This window comes from Pseudomonas sp. XP1 (assembly GCF_053557675.1).
This window is the reverse complement of sequence record NZ_JBNRIJ010000003.1, coordinates 8,991-31,709: the sequence shown is the minus strand read 5'-3', so window position 1 is coordinate 31,709 and position 22,719 is coordinate 8,991. Positions and strand designations below refer to the sequence as shown.

The 22,719-nt window shown below is 65.6% G+C and carries 20 protein-coding genes; 8 read left to right on the top strand and 12 right to left on the bottom strand.

Annotation, left to right across the window (positions count from 1 at the left end):
• Positions 1-126: 126 nt before the first annotated feature.
• Positions 127-297: a hypothetical protein gene (locus tag ACK1U9_RS04010; protein WP_158090599.1), complete on the top strand. Its 171-nt coding sequence runs from the start codon at positions 127-129 to the stop codon at positions 295-297.
• A 60-nt stretch (positions 298-357) separates the two neighbouring features.
• Here ACK1U9_RS04010 and ACK1U9_RS04005 read toward each other — a convergent pair whose 3' ends face one another.
• From ACK1U9_RS04005 to ACK1U9_RS03995, 3 genes are all read right to left on the bottom strand, one after another.
• Positions 358-1,776, bottom strand: a complete 1,419-nt coding sequence (locus ACK1U9_RS04005; protein WP_013972720.1) for a short-chain fatty acid transporter — start codon at positions 1,774-1,776, stop codon at positions 358-360.
• A 190-nt stretch (positions 1,777-1,966) separates the two neighbouring features.
• Positions 1,967-2,623, bottom strand: coding sequence for a CoA transferase subunit B (locus ACK1U9_RS04000; RefSeq protein ID WP_025339254.1), 657 nt, complete (start codon positions 2,621-2,623; stop codon positions 1,967-1,969).
• 35 nt (positions 2,624-2,658) lie between these two features.
• A complete protein-coding gene (locus ACK1U9_RS03995) occupies positions 2,659-3,357 on the bottom strand; it encodes a CoA transferase subunit A (RefSeq protein ID WP_015270421.1) in 699 nt (232 codons plus the stop codon).
• A 140-nt stretch (positions 3,358-3,497) separates the two neighbouring features.
• Here ACK1U9_RS03995 and ACK1U9_RS03990 point away from each other — a divergent pair, with 140 nt between their 5' ends.
• Complete coding sequence (locus tag ACK1U9_RS03990) at positions 3,498-4,403, top strand: LysR family transcriptional regulator (protein WP_085600926.1); 906 nt, start codon at positions 3,498-3,500, stop codon at positions 4,401-4,403.
• Positions 4,391-5,212: an aldo/keto reductase gene (locus ACK1U9_RS03985; RefSeq protein ID WP_108481396.1), complete on the top strand. Its 822-nt coding sequence runs from the start codon at positions 4,391-4,393 to the stop codon at positions 5,210-5,212. The genes ACK1U9_RS03990 and ACK1U9_RS03985 overlap by 13 nt, the downstream gene beginning before the upstream one ends.
• Positions 5,213-5,370: 158 nt before the next feature.
• Here the strand turns inward: ACK1U9_RS03985 and ACK1U9_RS03980 are convergent, their stop codons facing one another.
• From ACK1U9_RS03980 to ACK1U9_RS03960, 5 genes are all read right to left on the bottom strand, one after another.
• Positions 5,371-8,451: an error-prone DNA polymerase gene (locus tag ACK1U9_RS03980; RefSeq protein WP_108481397.1), complete on the bottom strand. Its 3,081-nt coding sequence runs from the start codon at positions 8,449-8,451 to the stop codon at positions 5,371-5,373.
• A complete protein-coding gene (locus tag ACK1U9_RS03975; protein ID WP_046614257.1) occupies positions 8,448-9,866 on the bottom strand; it encodes a Y-family DNA polymerase in 1,419 nt (472 codons plus the stop codon). The genes ACK1U9_RS03980 and ACK1U9_RS03975 overlap by 4 nt, the downstream gene beginning before the upstream one ends.
• Before the next feature lie 6 nt (positions 9,867-9,872).
• Entirely contained in the window at positions 9,873-10,493 is a 621-nt protein-coding gene (gene imuA, locus ACK1U9_RS03970) for a translesion DNA synthesis-associated protein ImuA (RefSeq protein WP_108481398.1), read from the bottom strand.
• On the bottom strand, positions 10,493-11,101 hold the full coding sequence (gene lexA / locus ACK1U9_RS03965; RefSeq protein ID WP_013972727.1) for a transcriptional repressor LexA: 609 nt from the start codon (positions 11,099-11,101) through the stop codon (positions 10,493-10,495). The genes imuA and lexA overlap by 1 nt, the downstream gene beginning before the upstream one ends.
• Positions 11,102-11,239: 138 nt before the next feature.
• Positions 11,240-12,154 carry a LysR family transcriptional regulator gene (locus tag ACK1U9_RS03960; protein ID WP_108481399.1) on the bottom strand — a complete coding sequence of 305 codons (915 nt, stop codon included), beginning with the start codon at positions 12,152-12,154 and terminating at the stop codon, positions 11,240-11,242.
• A gap of 141 nt (positions 12,155-12,295) precedes the next feature.
• Here ACK1U9_RS03960 and ACK1U9_RS03955 point away from each other — a divergent pair, with 141 nt between their 5' ends.
• The 4 genes from ACK1U9_RS03955 to ACK1U9_RS03940 all read left to right on the top strand — a co-directional run bounded on the left by ACK1U9_RS03955 (position 12,296) and on the right by ACK1U9_RS03940 (position 15,034).
• On the top strand, positions 12,296-12,691 hold the full coding sequence (locus ACK1U9_RS03955) for a RidA family protein (RefSeq protein WP_108481400.1): 396 nt from the start codon (positions 12,296-12,298) through the stop codon (positions 12,689-12,691).
• A 213-nt stretch (positions 12,692-12,904) separates the two neighbouring features.
• Positions 12,905-13,150 carry a DUF2790 domain-containing protein gene (locus tag ACK1U9_RS03950; protein ID WP_449109715.1) on the top strand — a complete coding sequence of 82 codons (246 nt, stop codon included), beginning with the start codon at positions 12,905-12,907 and terminating at the stop codon, positions 13,148-13,150.
• Positions 13,151-13,374: 224 nt separating this feature from the next.
• The gene (locus ACK1U9_RS03945; protein ID WP_046614261.1) at positions 13,375-14,031 is read left to right on the top strand and encodes an HAD family hydrolase; all 657 of its coding nucleotides are present in this window, start codon (positions 13,375-13,377) and stop codon (positions 14,029-14,031) included.
• 91 nt (positions 14,032-14,122) lie between these two features.
• The gene (locus tag ACK1U9_RS03940) at positions 14,123-15,034 is read left to right on the top strand and encodes a LysR family transcriptional regulator (protein ID WP_046614262.1); all 912 of its coding nucleotides are present in this window, start codon (positions 14,123-14,125) and stop codon (positions 15,032-15,034) included.
• Between the two features lie 146 nt (positions 15,035-15,180).
• On the opposite strand, the gene ACK1U9_RS03935 is transcribed toward ACK1U9_RS03940, so the two are convergent.
• The 4 genes from ACK1U9_RS03935 to ACK1U9_RS03920 all read right to left on the bottom strand — a co-directional run bounded on the left by ACK1U9_RS03935 (position 15,181) and on the right by ACK1U9_RS03920 (position 20,041).
• Positions 15,181-15,954, bottom strand: coding sequence for an IclR family transcriptional regulator (locus tag ACK1U9_RS03935; protein ID WP_046614263.1), 774 nt, complete (start codon positions 15,952-15,954; stop codon positions 15,181-15,183).
• A 65-nt stretch (positions 15,955-16,019) separates the two neighbouring features.
• Positions 16,020-17,474 (bottom strand): amidase, encoded by a 1,455-nt coding sequence (locus tag ACK1U9_RS03930; RefSeq protein WP_196188244.1) that lies wholly within the window; start codon positions 17,472-17,474, stop codon positions 16,020-16,022.
• Positions 17,474-18,784, bottom strand: coding sequence for a citrate-proton symporter (locus ACK1U9_RS03925; RefSeq protein ID WP_039613655.1), 1,311 nt, complete (start codon positions 18,782-18,784; stop codon positions 17,474-17,476). Before ACK1U9_RS03925 ends, ACK1U9_RS03930 begins: the two co-directional genes overlap by 1 nt.
• Before the next feature lie 81 nt (positions 18,785-18,865).
• Positions 18,866-20,041, bottom strand: coding sequence for a M20 aminoacylase family protein (locus tag ACK1U9_RS03920; RefSeq protein ID WP_108479786.1), 1,176 nt, complete (start codon positions 20,039-20,041; stop codon positions 18,866-18,868).
• Positions 20,042-20,243: 202 nt separating this feature from the next.
• Here ACK1U9_RS03920 and ACK1U9_RS03915 point away from each other — a divergent pair.
• Positions 20,244-22,719: excinuclease ABC subunit A (locus ACK1U9_RS03915; RefSeq protein ID WP_449109714.1), on the top strand; the 2,476-nt coding region annotated here is incomplete at its 3' end.

Here is a 22,719-nt window from a genome sequence, read left to right as displayed (position 1 = left end):
CAACCGACCTCCCCTGGCTATGGCCGCTCTCATTCAATGAGGGGTGGTCAATGGCTTCGCCTCTCACTCCTGTATTGGGCCCGCCTGATCGCGGGCCGTTTTTTCATCGAGAACGAGGGTTGCAGGATGGAAGACTTGCTTGGTATGGGTGGCGGCAGCGCACCGGATGACTGGCCTGAACTCGAACCGGACCGGGGCAATGACCGGGCAGATGACCCGGATGCCGACCCCAACGTAACAGATGACGAAGAAAACCGCCCGGGCGTGCCGGCCAGCGACCCCGAGTCCGGTGCCTGACACTCATGCGGGCGGCCTGCACATACCTGCAGGAACGGCCTTGCCAACATAACCCTCGGGTTACGGCATCACCGGCGGCAGGTACTGCAACGTCGTGCCCAATGCCCACAGCAACACCAGCACCAGCGGCACGTGCACCAGCAACTGCACGAACGAAAAGCCGATCAGGTCACGTGCCTTGAGCCCCAGCACCCCCAGTAGCGGCAGCATGTAGAACGGGTTGATCAGGTTCGGCAAGGCTTCGGCGGCGTTGTAGATCTGCACTGCCCAGCCCAGGTGGTACTGCAGGTCATTGGCCACCAGCATCACGTACGGCGCCTCGATGATCCACTTGCCACCGCCCGAAGGGATGAAGAAGCCCAGCACCGCCGAATACACGCCCATCAGCACGGCATAGGTGTCATGCGTGGCGATCTGGGTGAAGAACAGCGAAATGTGGTGGGCCAGGGTCTGCTCGTCGACGCCCTTCACTTGCGTGAGGATGGCCGCGATCGAACCATACAGCGGGAACTGGATCAGCACCCCGGTGGTGGTCGGAACCGCACGCGCCACCGCATCGAGGAAGCTGCGCGGGCGCCAGTGCAGCAAGGCACCGAGCATGATGAACAACAGGTTGTAGGTGTTCAGCCCGGAAATGGCGGTAATCGCCGGCTTGGTGGCGAACTCCTGGTACAGCCAGCCGGCGGCCAGGGCCACCAGCAGCAGGATCAGAATGGGGCTGTGTTCAAGCCATTCGCCCGGGCGGGTGCGCTGGGGTGCCGGTGGCGCGGTGAAGCTTGGGTCGACTCCGCAGTCCTGGGCGCTGCGCGCACTGTTCGGGCCCGGGGCCGTGGCGTAGGCGATCACCAGCGAGACCACCACCAACGCCGCCAGCATCACGCCGGACTGCCAGAGGAAGATGGTTTCGGTGAACGGGATCACCCCGGTAATCGACAGGATCGACGGTGGCAGGCTGGCCGGGTTGGCCTGCAGTTGCGCCGCCGACGAAGACAGGCCCAGCGCCCACACCGCGCCCAGGCCCAGGTAGGCGGCGGCGCCGGCGGCGCGGTAGTCCATCTTCAGCTCGGTGCGCCGGGCCAGGGCGCGCACCAGCAGGCCGCCGAACACCAGCGACAGGCCCCAGTTGAGCAGCGATGCCAGCATCGAGATCAGCGCCACCCAGCACACCGCCGAACGGCCATTGCCGGGGATGCGCGCCAGGCGGTCGATCAGCCGCGCCGCGGGCGGCGAACTGGCTACCACATAGCCGCCGATCACCACGAAGGCCATCTGCATGGTGAACGGGATAAGGCTCCAGAAGCCATCGCCAAAGGCCTTGGCGGTGTCGGTCGGCTTGGCGCCCATGGCCAGGGCACCGATGCACACCAGCAGCACCGCCAGGGCGGCAAACACCCAGGAATCGGGGAACCAGCGTTCGGCCCAGTTGGAGCAGCGCAAGGCAAAGCGCGCGGAACGGCTGTCTTGAATTTCAGCGGCCACAGTTCAATTCCTTTTATTGGTTTTATCGGATACATCAGCAAACGCAAAACCCCTGTAGGAGCGGCCTTGTGTCGCGAAAGGGCCGCAAAGCGGCCCCTCGATCTCGGCATCGATGCCAAAATCGAAGGGCTGCGGTGCAGCCCTTTCGCGACACAAGGCCGCTCCTACAGGGGCGGTGCGCGGCGATAGATTAGAAGGTCATTTCCTTCACATCATCCGGCACGATCAGCTTGCCGGCGGTTTTCTCGATGATTTCCTCAACGCTCACCCCTGGCGCAGTCTCGCGCAGGATGAAGGCGCCGTCTTCGATTTCCAGGTAGGCCAGGTCGGTCAGCACCTTGCGGATGCAGCCAGCGCCGGTCAACGGCAGGCTGCACTGCGGCAGCAGTTTGGACTCGCCGTCCTTGGAGGCGTGAGTCATGGTGACGATGATGTTCTCGGCACCGGCCACCAGGTCCATGGCGCCGCCCATGCCCTTCACCAGCTTGCCCGGGATCATCCACGAGGCGATATTGCCTTGCACATCCACTTCGAAAGCGCCGAGCACGGTCAGGTCGACATGGCCGCCACGGATCATGGCGAACGACTGCGCAGAATCGAAGATCGAGGCACCGCGGCGGGCGGTGACGGTCTGCTTGCCGGCGTTGATCATGTCGGCATCGATGGTGCCTTCAGTGGGGAATTCGCCCATGCCGAGCAGGCCGTTTTCCGATTGCAACATCACATCCATGTCGGCGGGTACGTAGTTGGCCACCAGGGTCGGAATGCCGATGCCCAGGTTGACGTAGTAGCCGTCCTTCAGTTCACGGGCGACGCGTTGCGCCATCTGTTCGCGGGTCAGTGCCATGGTCAGGATCTCTTTGTTGTTCTGGTGGATGGCGCTCAGGCCTTGACGGTGCGCTTTTCGATACGCTTTTCGAAGGTGCCGACGATGACGCGGTCCACATAGATGCCCGGGGTGTGGATCTCGCTGGGCAACAGCACGCCAGGTTCGACAATCTCTTCCACTTCGACCACGGTGATCTTGCCGGCAGTGGCTGCCAGCGGGTTGAAGTTTTGCGCGGTGTTGCGGTACACCACGTTGCCGTAGTGGTCGGCCTTCCAGCCCTTGACGATGGCGAAGTCGCCGGTGATGGATTCTTCGAGGATGTACTTGCGGCCGTTGAACTCGCGCACTTCCTTGCCGTCGGCAACCGGGGTGCCGTAGCCGGTGGCCGTGTAGAAGGCCGGGATGCCGGCGCCACCGGCGCGCATTTTCTCGGCGAGGGTGCCTTGCGGGGTCAGTTCCACTTCCAGCTCGCCGCTCAGCAGCTGGCGTTCGAACTCGGCGTTCTCGCCCACGTAGGACGCGACCATCTTGCGGATCTGCCGGTCCTCCAGCAGCACGCCCAGGCCAAAGCCATCGACACCGCAGTTGTTGGAAACCACCGTAAGGCCCTTGACGCCACGGCGCTTGATTTCGCTGATAAGGTTTTCCGGGATGCCGCACAGGCCGAAACCACCAGCCAGTACCGTCATGTTGTCGGTCAGGCCTTCGAGTGCCTGTTCATAGGTTGCAACGCGCTTGTCCAGTCCGGCCATGCTGATCCGCCTTTTGTAGTTGTTGAACCGACGAGGCTGTCGGTGAGCGTGTGAGGACATCTTCACCGCAAGCGACTGATTTGTTAATTTTGTTTTCATCATCGATTGATAACTTTTGCAAAACAACCAAAAGGCCTGTCATGAACGTCAAGCAACTGCGCGCCTTTGTCGCTGTGGCCAAGTACCAGAGCTTCGCTCAGGCCGGTGAACACCTGCATGTCTCACAACCGGCCCTGAGCCTGACCATCAAGGCCCTGGAAGAAAACCTTGGCGGCGCCCTGCTGAGCCGCACCACACGCAGCGTCAGCCTGACTGCCGAGGGCGAGGTGCTGCTGCCGCTGGCGCGGCGCCTGCTGGCCGACTGGGACGACACCGAAGAAATGCTGCGCCAGCGTTTCACCCTGCAACTGGGCCGGGTTTCGGTGGCGGCCATGCCGGCCTTTGCCGGCAACCTGCTGCCCCACTCGCTGAAGGTATTTCGCCAGCGTTACCCGAAGGTCAACGTCACGGTGCACGATGTGATCAACGAACAGGTGCAGGAACTGGTGCGCCATCGTCGCGTCGAACTGGGCATCGGCTTCGAACCGGACAACATCGATGGCCTGGATTTCCACCCGTTGTACATGGACCGCTTCGTCGCCGTGGTGCCCGCCGATTCGCCCTTGGCGCAGCTGCCTCGGGTCAGCTGGGCACAGTTGCTGGCCGAAGACTTCGTTGCCCTGCAACGCCCTTCGGCGGTGCGCCTGCTGATGGAACAGAACGTGGCCGCCCAGCACGGCAAACTGGCGGTGGCTTTCGAAAGCCACCAGCTGTCGACCATCGGCCGCATGGTTGCCAGTGGCCTGGGGGTCAGTGCCGTGCCGGCACTGTGCATCAACCAGATGCAGGAGCTTGGCGCCCGCTGCGTGACCCTGGTCGAGCCCACGGTCGAGCGCCGCATCGGCGTGGTTGCCCTCAGCGAACACAAGCTTTCCACGGCGGCGCAAGCGCTGCTTGAGGTACTGCTTACCAATACCCGCATACCGGAGGTGACATGCGTTACGTGAAACTGGCAGGTTCGAGCGTTCCGGCCATCGGCCAGGGTACCTGGTACATGGGTGAAGATCCGGCCCGCAAGGCGGCCGAGGTGGCGGCCCTGCAACAGGGCATCGAACTTGGCCTGAGCCTGATCGATACCGCCGAGATGTATGCCGAAGGTGGCGCGGAAGAAGTGGTCGGCCAGGCCATTGCCGGGCGCCGCGACCAAGTGTTCCTGGTCAGCAAGGTGTACCCGCACAATGCCAGCCGGCTCGGTATGGCGGCGGCCTGCGAACGCAGCCTCACGCGCCTGGGCACTGACTGCATCGACCTGTATCTGTTGCACTGGCGTGGCCAGCACCCGCTGGAGGAAACCGTCGAGGCCTTCGAGCGCTTGCGCGAGCAAGGCAAGATCAAGCGCTGGGGTGTTTCCAATTTCGACGTCGACGACCTGCGCGAGCTGCACAACCCCGATTGCGCCACCAACCAGGTGCTGTACAACCCGGCCCAGCGTGGCATCGAGTTCGACCTGTTGCCGTGGTGCGAAAAGCGCGCCCTGCCGACCATGGCCTACTGCCCGCTGGCCCAGGCCGGGCGCCTGCTGCTGCACCCGGTGCTGGCGCAAATCGCCGAGCGCCATGGCGCCACGGCGGCTCAGGTCAGCCTGGCCTGGGTGACCCGGGATGACGGGGTGATAGCCATCCCCAAGGCCGTGGCGCCCGAGCATGTGCGGCTGAATGCGGCTGCGGGTTCGTTGACCCTGACCAGCGAAGACCTGCGGGCGATCGACCGGGCGTTCCCGGCACCGACACGCAAGCAACGGTTGGCGATGGTGTAACAGAACTGAATTCGCAGGCAATCCCGGTACCCTGTGGGAGCGGCTTTAGCAGCGAAGAGTCCAACGCGGTGCATGGCACCGGCTGCGCCGGTATTCGCGGCTGAAGCCGCTCCCACAGGGGCCGCGCAGAAATCAGGATTTTGCGCCATGTGTCGGGATCAATGGAAATCCCGGCTGCGTACGTCCAGCCCTTGCAACAACGGGCTCACATCCTCCAGCCGCCGCGCGATCAGGTGGCGTACGCCATTCGCCTGCTCCAGCCGCCCGCTGACCTTGAGCAACTGCGACCCCACCAGCGCCCGCCGCTGCCGTTCGGCGAGCTCCCGCCACACCACCACATTGACCATGCCGTGCTCGTCCTCCAGGGTGACGAAGGTCACGCCGCTGGCGGTCTGTGGCCGCTGGCGGCCCACCACCAGCCCAGCCACGGCAATATTGTCACCATGCCCGACACCTTGCAGCTCGCGCGAACTGCGACAGCCCAGTGCCCGCAGGCGTGAGCGCAACAAGGTCAAGGGATGCGGCCCAAGTGTGGTACCGAGGGCCTGGTAATCGGCCATCAGGTCCTCTGCCACGCTGGGAACGGGCAGTTCGACGGTGCTTTCCGGCAAGGCTTGCATATCGGCGAACAAAGGCAGTTGCGGCTGCACCGCCGCCACCTGCCAGCGCGCCTGGTGCCGGTCGCTGGCCAAGGCGCGCAGCGCGCCGGCATCGGCCAACCGGGCCCGGGCCCGCGAATCGAGCCCGGCACGCAGGCACAGGTCTTCGACATCGCGCCATGGCCGCTGCGCCCTCGCCTGCTCCAGGCGCCTGGCGTCGGCCTCGGCAAAGCCCCGTACCAGGCGCAAGCCCATGCGAATGGCCAGCACCTCTCCAGGTTCAGGCTCGAGCGTGCAGTCCCAGTCACTGTGGCACACATCCACCGGCCTGACCTCGATACCCTGGCGCCGGGCCTCTTGCAGCAACTGGTCGGGGCTGTAGAAGCCCATGGGCCAGCTGTTGACCAGCGCGCAGGTGAAAATCGCCGGCTCATGGCACTTGAGCCAGCTGCTGGCATAGCACAACAAGGCAAAGCTGGCCGCGTGCGATTCCGGAAAGCCATAGCTGCCAAAGCCTTTGATCTGCTCGAAGATGCGCTCGGCAAACGCCAGGTCGTAACCATTGCGCAACATGCCCTGCACCAGCCGCTCGCGGTGCGGCTCCAGGCCGCCGTGGCGCTTCCAGGCGGCCATGCTGCGGCGCAACTGGTCGGCCTCGCCCGGGGTATAGTCGGCCGCGACCATCGCCAGTTCCATCACCTGCTCCTGAAACAGCGGCACACCCAGGGTGCGCTCGAACACTTCCTTCAGTTGCGGCGAAGGGTACGTCACCGGCTCCTGCTTCAGCCGTCGGCGCAGGTAAGGGTGGACCATGTCGCCCTGGATCGGCCCGGGGCGGACGATGGCCACCTCGATGACCAGGTCGTAGAACTTTTCGGGCCGCAGCCGCGGCAACATGGCCATCTGCGCGCGTGACTCGATCTGGAACACGCCCATGGTCTCGGCACGGCTGATCATCGCGTAGGTGGCCGGGTCTTCGCCGGGGATGGTCGCCAGGGTCAGGTGCCGACCGCGGTGGCGGTGCAGCAGGTCGAAGCAACGGCGCAAGGCGCTGAGCATGCCCAGCGCCAGCACATCGACCTTGAGCAGGCCGAGCATGTCCAGGTCGTCCTTGTCCCACTGGATCACCGTGCGCTCCGGCATCGCGGCATTCTCCACCGGCACCAGCTCGTCCAGGGGTTGCTGGGCGATAACGAAACCGCCCGGGTGCTGTGACAGGTGCCGGGGGAAGCCGATCAGTTCGCCGGCCAGCACCAGCACACGGCGCAGCGAAGGGCTGCCCGCCTCGAAACCGGCCTCGGCCAGGCGCTGGTCATCGGGTATGCGATCGCTCCAGCGGCCACAGCATTTGGCCAGGGCGTCCACCTGGTCGGCGGGCAGCCCCAGCACCCGCGCCACATCCCGCACCGCACCGGCGGCATGATAGGTGTTGACCACCGCAGTGAGCGCCGCCCGGTGCCGGCCATAGCGACGGAATACGTACTGGATCACCTCCTCGCGCCGGTCGTGCTCGAAGTCCACGTCGATGTCCGGCGGCTCGTTGCGCTCTCGCGACAGGAAGCGCTCGAACAACAGGTGGTGTTCCATAGGGTCGAGCTCGGTGATGCCCAGCACGAAGCACACCACCGAGTTGGCAGCCGACCCCCGCCCCTGGCACAGAATGCGCTGGCTGCGGGCGAAGGCGACGATGTCGTGCACCGTCAGGAAGTAGCTTTCGTAGCCCAGCTCCTCGATCAGCGCCAGCTCCTTGGCCAGCACATCCCGCACCTTGCTGCTCGGCCCGTTTGGCCAGCGCGACGGCAAACCCTGCTGGCACAATTCGCGCAACCAGCTCGCCGGGGTATGCCCATGTGGCACCAGTTCGCGTGGGTACTGGTATTTCAATTCGCTCAGTTCGAACTGGCAGCGCGCAGCGATGGCCAGGGTCTCGGCCAGCAGGTCGGCGGGATAGAGTTCGCCCAGTTGCGCCTGGCTGCGCAGGTGCCGCTCGCCATTGGCAAACAGGAAGCGCCCGGCGTCGGCCACCAGGCAATGCTGGCGAATGGCGGTCATGCAATCCTGCAAGGCGCGGCGACCACGCACGTGCATGTGCACGTCGCCACAGGCCACGGCGCGGATGCCGACCCTGGCCGCCAGGCTACGCAAGCGTTCAAGGCGCAAGGTATCGTCACTGCCGCGGTGCAGGTGCACCGCCAGCCACAGACGCTCACCGAACACACCGTGCAGCCACTGCCCGGGGGTGTCATCGCCGCTGTCATCGGGTACCCACAATGCCAGCAGGCCCTGATGGTGCTGCTGCAGGTCATCGCCAAACAGTTGGTATTCGCCCTTCTGCGCCCGCCGCCGGGCCCGGGTTATCAGCGCGCACAGGTTCTGGTAGCCGGCCAGGTCCTGCACCAGCAGCACCAGCTTTGGGCCGCCCTGCAACTGCACTTCACTGCCCACGATCAGCCGCAGCTGGTGTTCCTTGGCTGCCTGCCAGGCACGGACGATGCCGGCCAGGGTGCATTCGTCGGTGATCGCCAGCGCCTGGTAGCCCTGTTCACGCGCGCGCCGGAACAGCTCGTCGGCGCTCGACGCGCCGCGCTGGAAGCTGAAGTTGGACAGGCAGTGCAGCTCTGCATACCCCGGGGTGTTCATGCGAACCAGCCATGCAGCCACAACGGGCCGGCCTTGCCCAGGTCGCGGTAGGCCCAGCCGCGCAGGCCGTCACGGGTTTCGATGCGGTAATAGTCGCGGCGCACATCGCCGCCATCCCACCAGCCCGATTCGATGCGCTCGGCATGGCCTTGCAGGCGATAGCCGCTTTCGTCCAGCGCCATGGGAGCCGACAGCAGCCAGCCAGGACGGCTGCCAGGGACGACCGGCATGTTGCCCTGGGCACCCTGCTCTACCGCTTGCCAGGCACATTCAGGGCGATGATCGGCTGCCGCGCTCAGGCCCTTGACCGCCTCATCGCCCAAGCGGGCACGCAGCCTTTCGCGCAATTGTTCCCAAGGTTGCGCCTGTTGCGCACGCGGGTCGAACAATGCCTGGCGTTGCGGCACGAAGGGTGGCAGGTCCTCGGCAACCAGCCGCAGGTTGCGCACCGGTGCGGGAATGCGCAGCGGTTCCAGGCGCCCGCGCGCCAGTTCGAACAGCATCGCGGCATCGCGTTCGGCGGCCAGCAGGCCTACCTTCAGCAAGGTATCCGGCCCTTCGACGTGCTCCAGGTGCAGGCAGAAACGCTGCACGCCACAGTCACGCCCGGCGAGGAACGCGGCAAGGTCGTTGAGCATGCGCCGCAGCGGGAACAGCAGGGCCTGGTGCGATTCGACGTCGAAATTCAGCTCCAGCCGGGTCTCGAAACGGTCCGGCGGCTGGTAGAAGCCCAGCCCCAGGTTGCGCAGGCCGAGCAACTGGTCAAGGTGCAGTTGCACCTGGGCCGGAAAGCGCCTGGCCAGGCTGTCGCGGGGCAAGGCCAGCACCTGGCTCAACTGGCGCAGGCCCATGCGGGCAAAGGCCTCGGCAGCCTGGGCTGGCAGGCCGATACGCTCGATGGGCATGCCCAGCAGCGCCGCACGGGTGGCATCGGCGTCACTCACGGCCAGGCCATCGTGAGCGTTGGCGAGCATGCGCGCCGCCACCGGGTTGCTGGCCAGGACGATACGTTGGCGCAAGCCCAGTTCCGCCAGTTCCTGGCGCAGGCGTGCCTCGAACAGCGGCCAGGGGCCGAACAGCTGCAGGCTGGAGCCCACCTCCAGCAACAGCGCCCGTGGGTAGTGCAGGCTGACCTGGGCACTGAAGCGGTAGGCCCAGGCTGCCAGCAACTGCTGCACCTGGTCGATGCGCCTGGGGTCGGCTTCGACGCAGCTGAAGCCATCGGCCAGCGCACGCGCCGCCGTCAGGGTTTGCCCGGCCCGCAGGCCGAGCGCGGCCGCCGCCGTGTTGACCGCCTGCAGCACGCGTCGCTGGGTCGGCCCGCCAAGCAGCACCAGGGGCGTATCGGGGTCGTCACGCTCACGCAGGACCGTGTCCAGCGCCAGCTGAGGGAACAGGATGCAGGCCCAGAGCATGTTGCATCAGCCCCGCCCCGGGCAGGCGATGGGCAGCGCCGGAGGCATGCCGCCACGGCTTTTCAGCACGCGCCATTGTGCCGGACGGGTGTCGACGGCAATGCGCAGCGCTGCGGGTGAAGGGTTGTGGGCCGCCTGTTGCGGCCGGCAGGCGAAGGCCAGCGCCTGCCCGGTTTCGGCAGCCACCTGCAAGCGCCGCAGGGCGCGGTCATCGGCTCGTTCCGGCCAGCACAGCACCGCCGCGCAACTGCCAGAGCGCAGGCACTGCTCGGCGGCCCACAGGGCATCGGCAGGTGCGGCGTCCACCTGTACCAGCCAGCGCAGGTCCACCCCCGCGGCCTGCCAGGCCGGGGCGTAAGGAATGAATGGCGGAGCCACCAGCACGATTCGGCTGGCCTCAGCGCTCAAGCGGGCCAGGGTTGGCCACAGCAGCTGCAATTCGCCACAGCCGGGGCTGGCCAGCAACAGCTCGCTGAGCGCAGCCGCGGGCCAACCGCCTTCCGGCAGGCATTGGTCAAGGGTGGCATGGCCCGTGGGCTGCAGGCCGAGCGGCCGCGCCTGGGCCTGCCGACCGCGCCATACCCGGCGCTGGTCGAGCAACCTGTCGAGGTCGACCACCGCGCCCATCAGTCACGCCTCAGCAAGCCGCAGAACACGCCTTCGATGAAGAACTCCTGTTCAGGCCGCACATCGATGGGCGCATAGGCCGGGTTGCGTGGCAACAGCCGGTAATTGCCACCCTGGCGCTGCAGGCGCTTGATGGTCACCTCGCCGTCCAGGCGCGCGACCACGATCTGGCCATCGCGGGCATCGGCCTGCTGGAGGATGCCAACCAGGTCACCGTCGAAAATGCCGTCGTCGATCATCGAGTCGCCGCGCACCTTCAGCAGGTAGTCGGGGGTACGGCGGAACAGGCTGGGGTCGAGCAGCAACTGCTCGTGAATGTCGAGGTCCGGGCCGATGGGGGCGCCTGCCGCCACCTGGCCCAGCACCGGCACTTCGAGGATTTCCGGGCGGCGCAGCCGTTCGGCCAGGCGTATGCCCCGCGCCTGGTTTGGCGTGACGTCGATGTAGCCGGCCTGACACAGGGCGGTGATGTGCTTGCGCGCGACACTGCGCGAGGCGAAACCGAAGCGCGTGGCGATATCGGCCAGGCTCGGCGGCTGGCCGTGATCGGCAATGCGTTCACGGATGAACTCGAAGATGGCGCGGCGTTTTGGGGTTAGATTGTCCATGGAGCACATTTGTACTCTTTTCGGGGCGCGCTGAACAGCCCCCTTCGTCGACGGCTTGACGGCTGCGTTCAATGGCTGGGCTGATACTCCAGGGAAAAGGCTGATGCTTTTGGATGGCGAAATGGGTTTACCCCTGTTTCACCCAGCCACAGGCGCATGCTCGGCCATCAACTCGATCATCCAGTCGATAAATACCCGCACCTTGGCGCTGACATGGCGATTCGGCGGGAATGCCAGGTACATCGGCATTGGCGTCATCTGCCAGTCTTCGAACAACGGCAGCAGCTCGCCGCTGGCCAGGTGCGGTCTGGCCATGTACTGCGGGAGCCAGATTATCCCCAGGCCAGCCAAGCCGGCGGCAAGGTACGCATTGCCGTCGTCGACCATCAGCTGCGAGCGGCCGTGGGCTTCCATGCGCTCCTCGCCCCGCTGCATCGCGTAGGGCAAGGCTTTGCCTGTACGAAACCAGAGGAAGCCGACGGTGTTGTGTCGGCCCTCCTCCAGCTCACGGGGGTGCACCGGCGTACCGAAGCGCTGCAAATAGCTGGGCGCGGCATAGATGCCGAGTTTCAAATCGCCCACATGCCTTGCCACCAGGGATTGATCGGTGATCTCGCCGCCACGCACCACGCAGTCGACGTTTTCACCAATGATGTCGACGATACGATCGCTCACGCCCACAGTCAGCTGAATTTCTGGATAGCGTGCAAAGAACCCTGGCAAGGCTGGTATCAGCAGCATTCGCGCCAGTGGGCTGGGTACATCGACTCGCAGCCGCCCGCGTGGTGTCATCGACGCGCTGGACAAACTGGTCTCGGCGTCGTCCATGTCGACCAGCAGCCGGACGACGCGTTCGTAGTAGGCCGCACCGTCGGCGGTGACATTGACCTTGCGTGTGGTGCGGTTGAGCAGGCGCACACGCAGCCTCGCTTCCAGTTGCTGAACGAGCTGCGTCACGGTGGTCTTGCTCATGTGCAGCGTGGCTGCCGCCTTGGTGAAACTGCCGGTTTCCACCACGCGGACAAATGCCTGCATTGCATCGAAACGGTCCATTCCACGTCTCACTCGCGCCTGGATTGTTTGGATTATACAAACAGTCATGGCCAGCGCTGCCCGTTTATTCAGGCCGGCGGCCTTTCTTATAGTGGCTTCACCCTAATCACCGGGCCGCCAGCGCCCCGAACGAGGTACGCAATGTCCAGCAAACGTGATGTCGTCTTCCCGCCTGATCGCCATGCTTTGTATGAGCGCCACCGTTACTCGCCAGCGATTCGTTCCAACGGTTTTCTGTTCGTTTCCGGCCAGGTAGGTAGCCGCAAGGACGGCTCGGCCGAGCCGGACCTCGCGGCGCAGGTTCGCATGGCCTTCGCCAACCTCAACGCGATCCTGGCCGAAGCCGGCAGTAGTTTCGAGGATGTGGTTGACACGACCATCTTCATGGTCGACCCGGACTCGAAATTCGAGACCATCTGGGAGGTGGCGGCCGAGTATTGGGGTGAGGCTCCCTACCCGACGGTGACCGCTATCGGCGTGACCTGGCTGTCGGGCTTCGACTTCGAGATCAAGGTGATCGCGAAACTACCGCAATGATGCTGAAGGCTATATGGCTGGTCCGGGAACCTGACTGCGGAAGACGGTGTGCGGGAAGCCCTCGCGGCGATCCGCACCATCGTTCAGGCGATGCAGCGCTCCAATAGACCGGATAGTGGAAATATATTTTGCGCACCAAATATCATCGCGCAATATTAAACCCAGGCAGCAAGCAGTCGCTGATCCCACTACCCAAGCTAACGGAGCATGACCATGAACATCATCAAAGCAATCACTCTCACCACCCTGACCTTCGGCAGCAGCGTCGGCGCCTTCGCCCAGACAGCCTCTGCGTACCAGTACGGCATGAACCTGGACATCGCCCAGGTGATCGCTGTGGAGGCTTCGAGCCACACCACCGGCAACGCCGAGATCGCCACCCTCACCTACCGTGACAGCGACGGCAAGGTACAGAAGATCAGCTACCTGCGCCCAGCCACCTACGCCAACCAGAACTGATGACCAAACTTCGAAAGCCGGAGCGTGCCAACGGCCGGTTACTCGGTTGCCTTTCCAGCTTTGGCAGTTGCTGACTCGATGCGCAGGCGCCAACCTCGAGTTCGAGCACAGCTCTGCCAAGGCTGCCGTACTCCAGTACACTCAGAAGTCGCGAAGTTCACGTAACTCCAAAGGCAAAGAATCTCCCTTCTGGCCCGCCCACGATTTCTGGACCTGAATACCCAATGCTGACTGCCCTGCTGTTCGACCTCGACGGAACCCTCACCGACACTGACACCCTGCACCTGCAGGCCTTTCGCCAACTGCTGCGCGAGCATGACGGCCGCGAGCTGAGCCAGGCGCAGTTCGATGCCCAGGTCAGCGGCCGCGCCAACGGCGAGCTGTTCGCCGAGCTGTTTGCCGGTGCCAGTGCCGAACAATGCCAGGTGCTGGCCGACCGCAAGGAGGCGCTGTTCCGCGACATGTCGCCGTCTCTCGAGCCGATGCCGGGCCTTGTGCGCCTGCTGGAGCATGCCCGGGCTCGTGACATCGGCATGTGCGTGGTGACCAACGCACCGCGGCTGAACGCCGAGCACATGTTGAACGCCATGGGCCTGGGCCAGCGCTTCGAGCATGTGCTGGTGGCCGAGGAACTGGCACGGCCCAAGCCGGACCCGTTGCCCTACCTGACCGGCTTGCAGCGGCTGGGTGCCGAAGCCGACCAGGCACTGGCCTTCGAGGATTCGCTGCCGGGGGTGGCGGCAGCGAGTGGCGCGGGGATCTTTACCGTGGGCGTGGCCACTACCCAGACGCCGGAGCGGTTGCTGGCGGCGGGGGCTGGGTTGGTGATCGATGATTTCAACGACCCGGCGTTGTGGGCGTTGATCGAGCGTCGGGCTTGAGGTATCTGGTGGGTTTGAGAGCGAAGCGCCGCGCGGGCGGCGCTCGATCTCAAACCCACCATAACCCCCAAGCCGCACACCCCAGGCCCCCATGCTGATCGACGAAGAACTGACCCTCAAGAAGCTGGAAACCTTCCTCGCCTTCATGCGCACCGGCAACCTCGGCCGCGCTGCCGCGGAGCTGGCCACCAGTGCCGTCAGCGTGCACCGCGCCATCCACTCGCTGGAAAGCGCACTGCGCTGCCCGCTGTTCAAGCATGAAGGCCGCCAGCTGATCCCGCTGGAAAGCGCCTACGTGCTTGAGAAAAAGGCCCGGCAGCTGATCCAGGACGCCGAGCAGATGGTCCGCCAGACCCGCGAGGCCGCCGGCTTCTACGCCGAGCGCTTCCGCCTGGGTGCGCTCTACTCGCTGACGGTGAAAACCGTGCCCAAGCTGGTCATGGGCCTCAAGCTGCGCCGCAGCGAACTCAACATCGACCTGACCCTTGGCTCCAACGTCGACCTGCTGCAACGCCTGAAGAATCACGAGTTGGAGGCCATCCTCGTGTCGCTCGACGAAAGCGTCAGCGACCCGGCCTGCGAGCAGCTGCCGCTGTTCTCCGACGACATCTTCCTCGCCGTGCCCATCGATTCGCCCTTCGCCGAGCAGGCCGAAGTGGACCTGGCCGACCTGGCCGGCTCCACCTTCATCACCCTGACCCAGGGCTTTGCCACCCACCGCGATGGCGCCCGGGTGTTCCAGCAGGCCGGCTTCGAACCCAAGGTGGCCATGCAGGTGAACGATATCTTCACCCTGCTGAGCATGGTCAGCTCGGGCGTGGGCTTTGCCCTGCTGCCCGGGCGGATCGCGGCGGTGTACGAAAACCGGGTCAGGTTGATTGCCCTGAAGCCGCAATATCGCTTGCAGCAGCATATCGGCGTGGTGTTCCTCAAGGCGCGGGAGCGTGAGCCGAACCTGCTGGCGCTGCTGGCGGAGTGCCGGATGTACAGCCTGGAGCGCTGAGGGGCCTCGGACACAGCTTCTTTTGTTGTTTGCTGCACTGGCCTCTTCGCGGGCTCGCCCGCTCCCACAGGGATGGTGCATTGCCTGAGACCTGCTCGGTACCTGTGGGAGCGGGCAAGCCCGCGAAGTGGCCGGTACAGGCTGACTCAAACCACCAAGGCCCGCTGCACCTCCCCCACCGTTGTCGCCAGGCTGTTCAGGTGCAGGTTCAACACCCGTTCCACCGGCGCCTGGTCCAGCGGCCAGTGCAAGGCAATGCTCCCGGCCAGGCGCCCTTCGGCATGCACCGGCAGGGCTATCGCGCGGATCAGGAACGGCAAGCGCACCGGGTACTCCCAGTGCCCTTCGGTGCGCTGGCCGAACCCTTTGTTCGCTTCTTCCTCGATATCGCGCAGCACCGTCTCGTCGCCCACCCGCTCATGGGCCGCCAGGCGCTGCACTTCATCGACTGCCAACTCACCCAGGCATGCCCGCCCCATCGCCGAATGGAACAGGCTGGCATGATGGCCGACGATCTGGCAGGTGTGCGGGTAGCGCTTGCGCAATACCTGGGGGATGGCGCTTTCCATCACCTCCAGCCGCTCGCCGTCGAAACACGACAGGTCGGCCACCAGCCCGGTGCGCTCGCTCAACTCTAGCAACATGGGCGCTGCGTGCTCCACCAGGCGCCGTTTGAAACGCAGCTGGCGGTCGCCGAACAGGCGCCGCGCACACAGCCGGTAACGCCGATCGCTGAGGCCGCGGTAGACCCAGCCCTGCTCCTGCAAGGTGGCGAGCATGCGCGACACCGTGGCCTTGGGTAGCGCGGTCAGGTAATGCAGTTCTTCCAGGCCCAGCGCCTGGTGTTCGCCCAGCAGGTCGACGATGGCCAGCGCCCGCTCCACCGAACGCACGCCGCCACTGTCTGCCGTGATACCCATGAGTGTGACCTCCCTGTAGCTGGATGGTCAGGATAGCCAGCAAGATCCGCGCCTGCCCAGCAGTTTCATGGCGTTTGCAGGCTCCGGGGCGGGCGCCGCGCTACCCAACGGGTGAGCTGTTCATGGGCATGGGCCAGCTGCAACACCGCATGGTCGGCCTGGGCCGGGCCGATGATCTGCAGACCCATCGGCAACCCGGCAGCGTTGAAACCGACCGGTACGCTGATGCTCGGCAAGCCGGCCAGGGTCGGCCCTATCACCACTTCCATCCAGCGGTGATAGGTGTCCATTGTCCGCCCCCCGACAACCGTTGGCCAAGGTTGCCGTGCATCGAAAGGGAACACCTGGGCCGATGGCAACAGCAGGTAATCGTAACGCTCGAACAGCTTGCCCAGCGCGCGGTACCAGTCGCTGCGGGCCACCGAAGCCTGGTACACCGCCGTCGCGCTCAGTTGCAGGCCACCCTCCACCTCCCACTGCGCCTCGGGCTTGAGCAGCGCGCGTTTGCCAGGGTCGGCATAGGCCGCACCAAGGTTGCCGTGCACCAGGAAGTGGCGATGGGTCAGCCAGCATTGCCACAAGCGCGCCAGGTCGAACGCCGGCTGGCAGGCCTCGACCCGGCAGCCCAGTTCGGCGAAGTCCGCCAGGGCCGCTTCGCACAGGCTCAGCACCCCGTCATCCATCGCCAGGTAACCGTCGTAGTCGCCCAGCCAGCCAACCCGCACGCCGCGGAAATCGCGCTGCAACCCGGCGGCAAAATCGCGCCGGCCCTCACCCAGCGACAACGGCGCCCGCGCATCGAAGCCCGCCTGGGTCGACAACAGCCGCGCCACATCCACCACGCTGCGGCCCATCGGCCCCTCGGTGGCCAGCTGCTGCACGAACAGTTCCGGCGCCGGCCCGTGGGGAACACGGCCCTGCGACGGGCGCAGGCCATACACGTTGTTGAATGCCGCCGGGTTGCGAAGCGAGCCCATCATGTCGCTGCCATCGGCGACCGGCAGCAGGCGCATGGCCAGCGCCGCCGCCGCCCCGCCGCTGCTGCCTCCGGCCACCTTGTCCGGGTCGTAGGCGTTGGTGGTGGTGCCGAACAGGGTGTTGTAGGTCTGCGAACCAAGGCCGAATTCGGGCACATTGCTCTTGCCCACGATCAGCGCCCCACTGGCCCGTACCCGCGCCACGCTGATTGCATCCTGATCGGGCACCTGCTCGGCGAACAGCGGCGAGCCCAGGGTGGTGCGCAGCCCGGCAGTGGCGGCCAGGTCCTTGATCGCCTGGGGCATGCCATGCATCCAGCCGCGCGAATGACCACGGGCCAACTCGCGGTCACGCTCATCGGCCTCGGCCAGCAGTGCCTCGGCCGGGCGCAGCGACACCAGCGCATTGACCTGCGGGTTGAAGCGTTCGATATGCGCCAGATAAGCCTGCATCACCTCCCGGCACGACATCTGGCGGGCATGGATGGCCCGGGACAATGCCTCGGCATCGAGGGCAACGATGGGGTCGATGGCTAGCGGCATCACGGTTTCACTCCAAGGTTGAAAGCAGCAGGCTTGCCCGCGCGTGGGGCTTCTTTCAGGCAATAGGTGCCCAGCAGTGTCAGCAGGCAGGCGAACAGCACATAGAACGATGGCGCCACTGGGGTACCGAGTACCTTGCTCAGCCAGGTGACGATCAACGGGGCGAAGCCGCCGAATACCATCACCGCCACGTTATAGGCCACCGACACACCGGTAGAACGCACCTCGACCGGGAACTGCTCGGCCAGGGCCGTGGGCGCCGGCCCGAAGAAGCCACCGATGGCGGTGCACAGCAGCAGCTGCATCACCAGCAGGCGCTCCAGCGACGGCGCGGCAGCCACCCACACATACAACGGGTAGACCATGACGAAGAACGCCAGGGTGAAGGCCATCAGCACCGGGCGCCGCCCCAGCCGGTCAGACAACGCCCCGGACAGCGGGATCACCACGGTCATCAGCCCAACGGCAAGCATCTGCACCAGCAGCACCTGGTCCAGCGGCAGGCCGAGGTTCTTGTGGGCGAAGGTCGGCATGTTCACCAGCACCACGTAGAACGACACCGTCGCGCCACAGGCCAGGCCCATCGATACCAACAGGCTGCGCCGATGCTCACGCAGCACCTGCCACAGGCTGGGCGACTGGCCCTTGGCCTGGCGGCGCGCCTCGATGAATTCCTCGGGCTCTTCCATGTGCTTGCGAATCCACAGCCCCACCGGGCCGATCAGCAGGCCGAGCACGAACGGGATACGCCAGCCCCAGCTGTCCAGCGCCGCAGGCGTGCACAAGTGGGTGACCAGGGCCACCATCGCCGCCCCCGAGAACACCGCCAGGCACTGCCCCACCAGCTGCCACGAGCCATACAAGCCCTTGCGGTGGGCCGGCGCGCTCTCCACCAGGAAGGCCGTGGCGCTGGCGTACTCGCCGCCGGTGGCAAAACCCTGCAGCATGCGCGCCACCACGATCAGCAGCGGCGCGGCCATGCCGATGGCCAGGTAGTCGGGGGCAAAGGCGATCATGGCAATCGACACGGTCATCAGCCGGATGATCATCTGCATCGCCGCCTTGCGGCCCTTGCGGTCGGAATACATGCCCAGCAGCACGCCGCCCACCGGGCGCATGAAAAAGCCGACGCCGAAGGTGGCCAGGGCCATCAGCAGCGAGGCGTACTCGTCGTCGGAGGGGAAGAACTGCCGGGCGATGATGCTGGCCAGAAAGCCGTACACGATAAAGTCATACCACTCCAGGGCGTTGCCGATGACGGCGGCGACCACTTGCCGGGTACGCGACACGCCGGTGCTCGAAGTCTGCATAGGAAACACTCCACACAATGATTGGGTGATCGCCCAGGCGCGGTCGCGCCCGGGTTCCAGCGGCAGTCGTCAACAGGAAGGTCAGGCGGGCGCGAGCCAGCGCTCTGCCAGCGCGCCCCAGTAGGCGGCGCCGGTCAGCAGGATGTCGTCATTGAAGTCGTAGGCCGGGTTGTGCACCATCGGCCGCGATACGCCATTGCCGATGAACAGGTAGGCGCCCGGGCAGCGTTGCAGCATCCAGGCGAAGTCTTCGCTGCCCATCAGCTTGCGGGTGTTGCCATCCACTGCCTCGGCACCGAGCAGCTCCACCCCCACCTGCCGGGCGAAGGCGTTTTCCGCGGCATGGTTGACCAACACCGGGTAGGCCGGGCGATGTTCGATGGTGGCACGGCAGCCAAAGCTCTCGGCCTGGTTGACGATGATCGCCCGCACCCGCTCCAGGGTCTGCGCCCGCACCTCGGCGTTCAGCGCTCGCAGGCTCAGGCGCAGCAGCGCCTGCTGCGGGATCACGTTGGCCGCTTCGCCGGCCTGCAAGGCGCCGACGGTAACCACGGCCGCCTCCTGCGCATCGATATTGCGCGCCACCACGGTTTGCAGGGCCATCACCACACTGGCCGCCGCCACCAGCGGGTCGACGGTCAGGTGCGGCATCGAGCCATGGCCGCCAACCCCGTCGAGGGTCACCGTGAGCAGGTCTTGCGAGGCCATCATCGGCCCCTCGCGAAAGCCCAGGTGCCCGGCCGGCAGCCCGGGCATGTTGTGCATGCCGAACAGTGCATCGCAAGGGAAGCGCTCCAGCAAACCATCGGCCAGCATTGCCTCGGCGCCACCCTGGCCCTCCTCGGCCGGTTGGAAGATCAGCGTCAGCGTCCCGTCGAACTGCCGGGTCGCCGCCAGGTAGCGCGCGGCGCCAAGCAGCATGGTGGTATGCCCGTCATGGCCGCAGGCGTGCATGCAGCCTTGGTGCTGGCTGCTGTACGCTGCGCCGGTGGCTTCGTGGATGGGCAGCGCGTCCATGTCGGCGCGCAGGCCCAGGCGGCGTGGGCTGCTGCCGCTGCGCAGTACGCCGACCACGCCGGTCTTGCCGATGCCGGTGTGCACTTCATAGCCCCATTCTTCGAGCAGTCGGGCAACCAGCGCTGAAGTGCGGCTTTCTTCGAAACCCAGTTCCGGGTGAGCGTGGATATCGTGACGGATTGCGTGCAGGTCGCTGGCCACATCGTTCAGCCAGGCCAGGATGTGCTGATGTCGGGACATGTAGAGTCTCCTCGCGCGGGTGGATTCCCGTTCTTGTTGTTCGCCTTGAGGTCACGACGGGTAAGGCAGGTCGTGCTTGGCTGACAGATAAGCGCGAGGAAGCTGGGAGCACAATCGAATCTGGTTTCACACGGTGGAACACAAAGTCGTGCCTTTGCTGTTACCTTGAGCGCACTGTTCAGCCAAAGCCAAGGACTGCGTCATGCCCCCACGCCCCACCACCCCCACTGGCTTCATCCGCGTCCGTGGCGCCCGCGAGCACAACCTCAAGAACATCGATGTCGATATTCCCCGTGACGCACTGGTGGTATTCACCGGCGTGTCCGGCTCGGGCAAGTCCTCGTTGGCCTTCTCCACTCTCTACGCCGAAGCCCAGCGCCGCTACTTCGAGTCGGTCGCGCCCTATGCGCGACGCCTGATCGACCAGGTTGGCGTGCCGGATGTCGACGCCATCGAAGGCCTGCCCCCGGCCGTGGCCCTGCAGCAGCAACGCGGCACGCCGAGTGCACGTTCTTCGGTGGGCAGCGTGACCACCCTGTCCAGTTCGATCCGCATGCTCTACTCCCGCGCCGGCCACTACCCAGCCGGCCAGGCGATGCTGTATGCCGAGGATTTCTCGCCCAACACGCCGCAGGGCGCCTGCCCGGAATGCCATGGCATGGGCCGGGTCTACCAAGTGGACGAAGCGACCATGGTCCCCGACCCGTCGCTGACCATCCGCGAGCGCGCCGTGGCGGCGTGGCCGATGGCCTGGCAGGGCCAGAACCTGCGCGACATTCTGGTGACGCTAGGCTACGACGTCGATATCCCCTGGCGCGACCTGCCACAGGCGCAGCGTGACTGGATCCTGTTCACCGAAGAAACACCCACCGCGCCGGTGTATGCCGGGTTGACCCCGGCGCAGACCCGCGCCGCCCTCAAGCGCAAGCTAGAGCCCAGCTACCAGGGCACGTTCATGGGTGCCCGGCGGTACGTGCTGCACACCTTCATGCACTCGCAAAGCGCGCAGATGCGCAAGCGCGTTGCCCAGTTCATGCGCCCCAGCCCGTGCCCGCTGTGCCAAGGCAAGCGCCTGAAGCGCGAGGCGCTGGGGGTGACCTTCGCCGGCCTGGACATCGCCGAGCTGTCGCACCTGTCGCTGCAGGCGCTGGCCGAGGTGTTGCGCAAGGTGGCGGCAGCAGACTACCTGGCACAACAGCAGGACGACCTGACCCTGGAAAAGCGCCTGGCTGCCCAACGCATCGCCAACGAGCTGCTCGAGCGCATCGACACCCTGCTCGACCTGGGCCTGGGTTATCTGGCCCTGGAGCGCAGCACGCCGACCCTGTCCTCTGGCGAGCTGCAGCGCTTGCGCCTGGCCACACAACTGAATTCGCAACTGTTCGGCGTGATCTATGTGCTCGACGAGCCTTCGGCCGGTTTGCATCCGGCCGACAGCGAAGCCCTGTTCGAGGCGCTGCAGCGCCTGAAGCACGCTGGCAATTCGGTCTATGTGGTGGAACATGATCTGGACACCATGCGCCGCGCCGACTGGCTGGTGGATGTAGGGCCTGCCGCTGGCGAGCATGGCGGCACCATCCTCTACAGCGGGCCGCCCAAGGGCCTGGCCGAGGTCGAGCAGTCGAGCACCCGTGCCTACCTGTTCAGTGCACCGTCCCAGACCACGCGCACACCACGCCAGGCCCGCGACTGGCTGAAGCTCGAAGGCATCAGCCGCAACAACCTGAACAACCTCAGTGCGCAATTCCCGCTGGGCTGCTTTACCGCCGTTACCGGTATTTCCGGTTCGGGCAAGTCGAGCCTGGTCAGCCAGGCCCTGCTGGAGCTGGTGGGTGCGCACCTGGGCCATGCCGCCCAGCGCAACGAGCCCGAAGAACAGAGCCTGGAAGATGAACCCGAACAGGCCAGCGGCGGGCATGTGAGCGCCGGCCTTGGCAGCATCAGGCGCCTGGTGCAGGTCGACCAGAAGCCGATCGGCCGTACGCCCCGCTCCAACCTGGCCACCTACACCGGCCTGTTCGACCATGTGCGCAAGCTGTTCGCCGCTACCGAACAGGCCAAGGCAAAAGGCTTCGATGCCGGGCGTTTCTCCTTCAACGTTGCCAAGGGGCGCTGCGAGAACTGCGAGGGCGAAGGCTTCGTCAGCGTCGAGTTGCTGTTCATGCCCAGCGTCTATGCGCCCTGCCCGACCTGCCATGGCGCCCGCTACAACCCGGAAACCCTGGCGGTGAGCTGGCAGGGCATGAACATTGCCCAGGTGCTGCAGCTGACGGTCGACCAGGCCCTGCAGGTGTTTGCCGAACAGCCTGCGGCGCGGCGCTGCCTGCAGGTGCTGCAGGACATCGGCCTGGGCTACCTGCGCCTGGGCCAGCCGGCCACCGAACTGTCCGGCGGCGAGGCGCAGCGCATCAAGCTGGCCACCGAGCTGCAACGCATGGCCCGCGGGGCGACGTTGTATGTACTGGACGAACCTACCAACGGCTTGCACCCGCAGGACATCGACCGGCTGCTGGTGCAGCTCAACCGCCTGGTCGATGGCGGGCACAGCGTGGTGGTGGTCGAGCATGACATGCGAGTGGTGGCGCAGAGCGACTGGGTGATCGACATCGGGCCGGGGGCCGGGGATGCCGGGGGCCAGGTGGTGGTCAGCGGTACGCCACAGGTGGTGGCCGGGTGTG